This window comes from Rhodococcus sp. CX (genome assembly GCF_015865005.1).
Taxonomy (GTDB): Bacteria; Actinomycetota; Actinomycetes; order Mycobacteriales; family Mycobacteriaceae; genus Rhodococcus.
This window is the reverse complement of the sequence record NZ_JADZGH010000074.1, coordinates 9596-14917: the sequence shown is the minus strand read 5'-3', so window position 1 is coordinate 14917 and position 5322 is coordinate 9596. Positions and strand designations below refer to the sequence as shown.

At 67.8% G+C, this 5322-nt stretch carries 3 protein-coding genes and 1 pseudogene; 1 reads left to right on the top strand and 3 read right to left on the bottom strand.

Annotated elements, in window-relative coordinates; translation table 11 throughout:
- Nucleotides 1-264 (bottom strand): annotated as a pseudogene (locus I0Q12_RS08285) (hypothetical protein); the annotation flags it as partial.
- 807 nt (nucleotides 265-1071) lie between these two features.
- On the opposite strand from I0Q12_RS08285, the gene I0Q12_RS08280 reads away from it, so the two are divergent.
- Nucleotides 1072-3123: a PhoX family phosphatase gene (locus I0Q12_RS08280; RefSeq protein WP_374068642.1), complete on the top strand. Its 2052-nt coding sequence runs from the start codon at nucleotides 1072-1074 to the stop codon at nucleotides 3121-3123.
- Nucleotides 3124-3178: 55 nt separating this feature from the next.
- On the opposite strand, the gene I0Q12_RS08275 is transcribed toward I0Q12_RS08280, so the two are convergent.
- Together I0Q12_RS08275 and I0Q12_RS08270 are read right to left on the bottom strand one after the other, a co-directional pair.
- A complete protein-coding gene (locus I0Q12_RS08275) occupies nucleotides 3179-4468 on the bottom strand; it encodes a helix-turn-helix domain-containing protein (protein ID WP_248676505.1) in 1290 nt (429 codons plus the stop codon).
- The coding region (locus I0Q12_RS08270) for an NAD(P)/FAD-dependent oxidoreductase (protein WP_197251471.1) at nucleotides 4461-5322 on the bottom strand (862 nt) is incomplete at its 5' end. The genes I0Q12_RS08275 and I0Q12_RS08270, both read right to left, overlap by 8 nt.

Below are 5322 nucleotides of genomic sequence, written 5' to 3'. Positions count from 1 at the left end.
CTCGGGCGCGACCTCGGCCGGCTCCGTGGACGCTGCCGGCTCGGCGCTAGCAGCGTCGGCGGCGCCACTCCACCCCGCGGTCGACAGGGCCTCGAAGTCCAGCGCCTTGAGCTGCTCACGAGGCTGATCGAACCGAGCCGGCACGGCGGAGGCAGTATCGGCGTTGGCGGCGGACGTATTCGCCACAACGGCGGCGGTGGCAGTGGTGATCATGGCGGCCGCGGCGACGGCGGCACGCAAACGGCGCGAATATGAAACTGACATGGGTCGTGCTCCAAGATCGGCCGAGCGGGTTCGGCCTCCGAAACTGGCGGCCGCGGGCGTTACCGAAGGGAAGTCTTTGTTCCCGGATGGATCACCATCGAGCGGCCTTAAGGTCACATCCAGGTAACGGCGCAGGTAGGGCGCTTTTCAAGGTATCGTGATCCATGTCACGTTTGCGGCCGAGAGGCGGCACCCAGCGCTTTCGCTCTCGATTCGGTGCGCCCCCAATCGCCCGATCACGACACCCGGAGGCCGGGGCGGCAGCGACCGATCGGCCTCACCCGGTCACTCCGGCGACCGACTCCGATGACGTGGGATTCGTTGCACTTCAACATGACTCGTAGCGGGACCGATTCCGGGGCAAGACTGCCGGCCGACCCGCCACCGGCTCAGGGCCGACGTGCCCCGTACCTGCGTCCCGCATGACACAAATAGGACACATCCATCGTTCGTCCACGGCCCAACCGTTACATATTTGTGTCCCATCACACAGTCGCCGCTGGGTCCGCCACACGGTGTCGGACCCCTCCAGGCTGCACGTCAGCGCGAAACCGGTCGGTCCCATCGGTATTCACTGCTCCACATCTGTCACACGGGTTCCGAAAGGGACTGCGGGGAATGTTACGACCGCTCCGGCCCCGGCCCGGAACAAGCGGAAGGGTGAGAACCGACCGGTCCGTTTGCGCGGACCCGGAGCATCCACCGGTCGAAAAGCCCTCGCTCCCTGTTCATCTGTTCGTTCGGTTTGTCTCGTTTGCGCCTTATACGGTGCCCCCGAAGCGAATCGACGAGGGAGATCACGTGCGCATCGAAAACCTGTCGCTGTTCGTCCACGACGGGAAGTCGTCACGGGCGAACATCACGTGCCGCTACAAGTGCGGCGACGCCTGCTCGCACGCAGTACCGAACAATTCGGGCGGAGCGTACTTCGGGGACATAATGCGGGGTGGGGTGTCGCGGCGCGGGGTGCTGCGCGGCGGTGCGATGGCGGTCCTCGCGGTCGGCGCGGGCGGGGTGCTCACGGCGTGCTCGGACGACGCGAGCGCCGGGGAGGCACCGGCGCCCGGCAGTGGTGATCTTGGACCGGCAGGTCCCGGAACCGATTTCACACCCGTACCACCGAACACCGCGGACGCGGTGACCGTCCCCGACGGTTACGAGCACGCCGTGGTGATCCGCTGGGGCGACCCGGTGCTGCCCGACGCCCCCGCATTCGACATCGAGAATCAGGCCGCGGCGGCGCAGGAGAAGCAGTTCGGGTTCAACAACGACTTCGCGGGCCTGCTGCCCGTCGACGGCGTGCCGCACACCTATCTGCTGGTCGTCAATCACGAATACACGACCGAACCGTTCATGTTCGCCGGGTACGACGCGGAGAATCCCACCGAAGAGCACGTGCGGATCGGCTGGGCCGGCCACGGACTGTCCGTCGTGCAGGTCAAGGGTGAGCCCGGAACGGGGCGTCTCACACCGGAATTCGGTCCGTACAACCGGCGCATCACCGCCCTGACCGAGTTCGCCGTCACCGGGCCTGCGGCCGGCAGCGACCTGCTGAAGACCGCTGCGGATCCGACCGGCACCCGAGTGCTCGGCACACTGAACAACTGCTCGGGCGGACTCACCCCCTGGGGCACGGTGCTGTCGGGGGAGGAGAACTTCAACCAGTACTTCGCGAACGCCGAGCAGGTCACCGATCCGATCGTCGCCGAACAGCTCGCCCGCTACGGAATCGAAGGCGGTGCGTCCGAACGCAAGTGGGAGCGATTCGATCCGCGCTTCGATGTCGCGGCGAACCCGAACGAGGTCAACCGCTTCGGCTGGGTCGTCGAGGTCAACCCCTGGGACGCGACGTCCGTGCCGGTCAAGCACACCGCGCTCGGCCGGTTCAAGCACGAGGCCGCGACCGTCCACATCACCCCCGACGGCACGGTCGTCGCGTACAGCGGTGACGACGAACGCTTCGACTACATGTACAAGTTCGTCTCGTCCCGGAAGATGCAAGCCGGGAACTCGCAAGCGGCGATGCGGCACAACATGACCCTGCTCGACGCCGGCACCCTGTACGTCGCGCAGCTCACCGGCGACAACCCCGACACGATCGACGGCACCGGAACCCTGCCGGAGAGTGGCGCATTCGCCGGCAGCGGCACGTGGATTCCGTTGCTGCGCACGGGCGAAGACGGTTCCGCAGAGTCGCTGGTCGACGGAATGTCGGCCGAGGAGGTCGCAGTGTTCACCCGCCTCGCCGGCGACAAGGTCGGTGCCACCAAGATGGACCGGCCCGAGGACTTCGAACCGAATCCGGCGACCGGCAAGGTCTACGTCGCCCTGACCAACAATTCGAATCGCGGCGCAGACGGCAAACCCGCTGCCGACGAAGCGAATCCGCGTGTGAACAACAAGAACGGCCAGGTCCTCGAGATCGACGACGACCACGCCGGCACCACCTTCACCTGGAATCTGCTGCTCGTGTGCGGCGATCCCGAAGCGGCCGACACCTACTTCGGTGGATTCGACAAATCGCAGGTCAGCCCGATCTCGTGCCCCGACAACCTCGCGTTCGATCCGCACGGCAACCTGTGGATCAGCACCGACGGCAACGCCCTGAAATCCAACGACGGCCTGTTCGCGGTCGTGCTCGACGGGCCCCGCCGCGGCGAGACCAAGCAGTTCCTCACCGTGCCGATCGGCGCAGAGACGTGTGGTCCCGTCGTCCAGGAGAACCGCGTCCTGGTGTGTGTACAGCATCCGGGGGAGACCGACGACGCGTCGTGGGACGCTCCCGCCTCGCACTGGCCCGACGGTGGCACCACCCAGCCGCGACCTTCGGTCGTGGTGGTGTGGAAGAAGTGGGCGTGAACGCCCTCGTGTGCCCTTCCGGCGGCCCCCACCGCCACAAAGGCACACCGGCGCGTCAGCGCAACACGGAACTGCCGAGGTACTCGCAGGCCTGCAACGCGAGCGCGACGTCCAGCTTGTCGTGCGTGGCGGGTGCGCGGGTGGGGTCACCGAGGGCCTTGCCGACCCGGTACTTGACGGTGTTGCGGTGCAGGTTCATGCGTTCGGCGGTGTGCAGGTGGCTCTCGCCGGTCGCGAAATAGGTGCTCAGCGTCGCGCGCAGCATCGCGGCCTGCTCGGTGTCGTCCGCGAGGGGACCGAGCACCTCGCCGACCCACGCCCGTGCGGCGTCGAGATTTCGGGCGAGCAGCGACACGACGGCGACACCGCGGTCACCGAAACCGATGACGCGGCGATGTGAGGTGCTCTGCACCATGGCGATCGAATACGCAGCCCTGGCCTGCTCGTGGCTGCGGCAGAATCCGGCCTGACCGGTCGCGGGAAGCCCGACGGCCACCCGGCCGGTCGAGTGGGTACCGACGACCGCGGCGAGTTCGGCCGTGTCGATCGCGGGCGGGCGCCGGCCGAACGGCAGCCACGCCCACACCGTGCGGCGGTCGACGGCGGTGAGGATCGGCGGGCCGTCGGCCCGCAGGTGTGCGGCGATGCCGCGGACCAGCCGGTCGAGGGGACTGACACCTCCGTCGGCGGGTTCGACAGTGGACCAGACGATCAGCGCGACGTGGCACCGGTCGAGCCGATAGCCGGTTTCGGATTCGAATGCGGCAGTGTCGGTTTCGGTTCCCTCGACCAGTCCGTGGATGAGCGCCGAGTGCACGTTCCCGCGGACCGCCGACCACCGTTGACGTTCCTTCTCGTACGCGTCGAACACGTCCAAGGTGATCCGGTCGATGTACCGGGAGACGACCGACGAGACGTTCTCGATCACATCGAACGCCAGGTTCGTCGGCAGGTCCATCGAGCGGACCTCGTCGACGAACATCCGGATGAACTCGTTCTGCCCGAGGTGATAGGCCCGAACCAGTGAGTGCGACGACACGTCGCGCTGCGCGAGCCGCAGCGCGTATTCCACTGCTGCCGTAGCAGGTTGGAGGTGATCGGTGGGAATATCGTTGGCGAGCACGTGGATCATCGTCGTGATGTTGCCGTGCACACTCGCCTCGAGCAGTTCGACGAGCAGCGGGTCCTCGTCGAGCCGGGCCACCTCGCGGGCAATCATGGTCGTCAACGCGCGGGTGATCTCCTGCTGGCGGTCCCCGAACCGCTGCGCGATCTCACCGACGACGCGGCGAACCTCGTCGTGCGTCGTCGTCCCTGTGCCGTTCGTGGCCGCCGGATCAGTCACGGCCACTCCGTAGCCGGCGCAGCGCGGATTCGGCGGCGTTGTAGCCGCACATGCCGTGTGCGCCCGCGCCGGGCGGGGTGGACGCCGAGCACAGGTACACCCCCGGGACACCGATGTCGTACGGATCGAGGGCGATCCGCGGCCGGAACACCACCTGCACACCGGCGTTCGCGCCACCGATGATGTCGCCGCCCACCTGGTTCGGGTTGTCCCGCGCCAGATCGGCCGGGGTGGCCACCGTCGTCGCCACGATACGGTCGCGGAATCCGGGTGCGAACCGCTCGATCTGCGCGACGACGGCCTCGGTCGCATCCCCGGTGTATCCGGCGGGCACGTGCGCGTAGGCGTACACCGGGTTCACGCCGTCGCGGGAGCGGGTGGGATCGGCCACGTACTGCTGACCCAGCAGCACGAACGGCCGCTCCGGCATCCGCCCGGACGCGACCGCTCTTTCGGCACCGGCGATCTCGTCGAACTCCCCGCCGAGGTGCACGGTCCCGGCGCGACCGCATTCGGGGTCGGTCCACGGGATCGGCCCGTCGATCGCGAAGTCGACCTTGAACGCGCCGGGTGCGTGCCGGAACTTCTTGTACGACTTCGTGATCCGTGACGGCATCGCATCGCCGAAGATCTCGAGGGCACCCTCCGGAGCGACGTCGAGGAGTACGACGTCGGCGGCCGGGATGTCCGCGGTGCGTCGCACCCGCACACCGGTGTGGATCTTCCCGCCGTACTCGGCCAGTTGCGCGGCGAGCGCGCGGGTGATCGCGGCCGATCCACCCTCCGCGACCGGCCATCCGTAGCGGTGTCCCGCGGCGACGATCATCAACCCGACCGCGGAGGTCGCGGGCCGA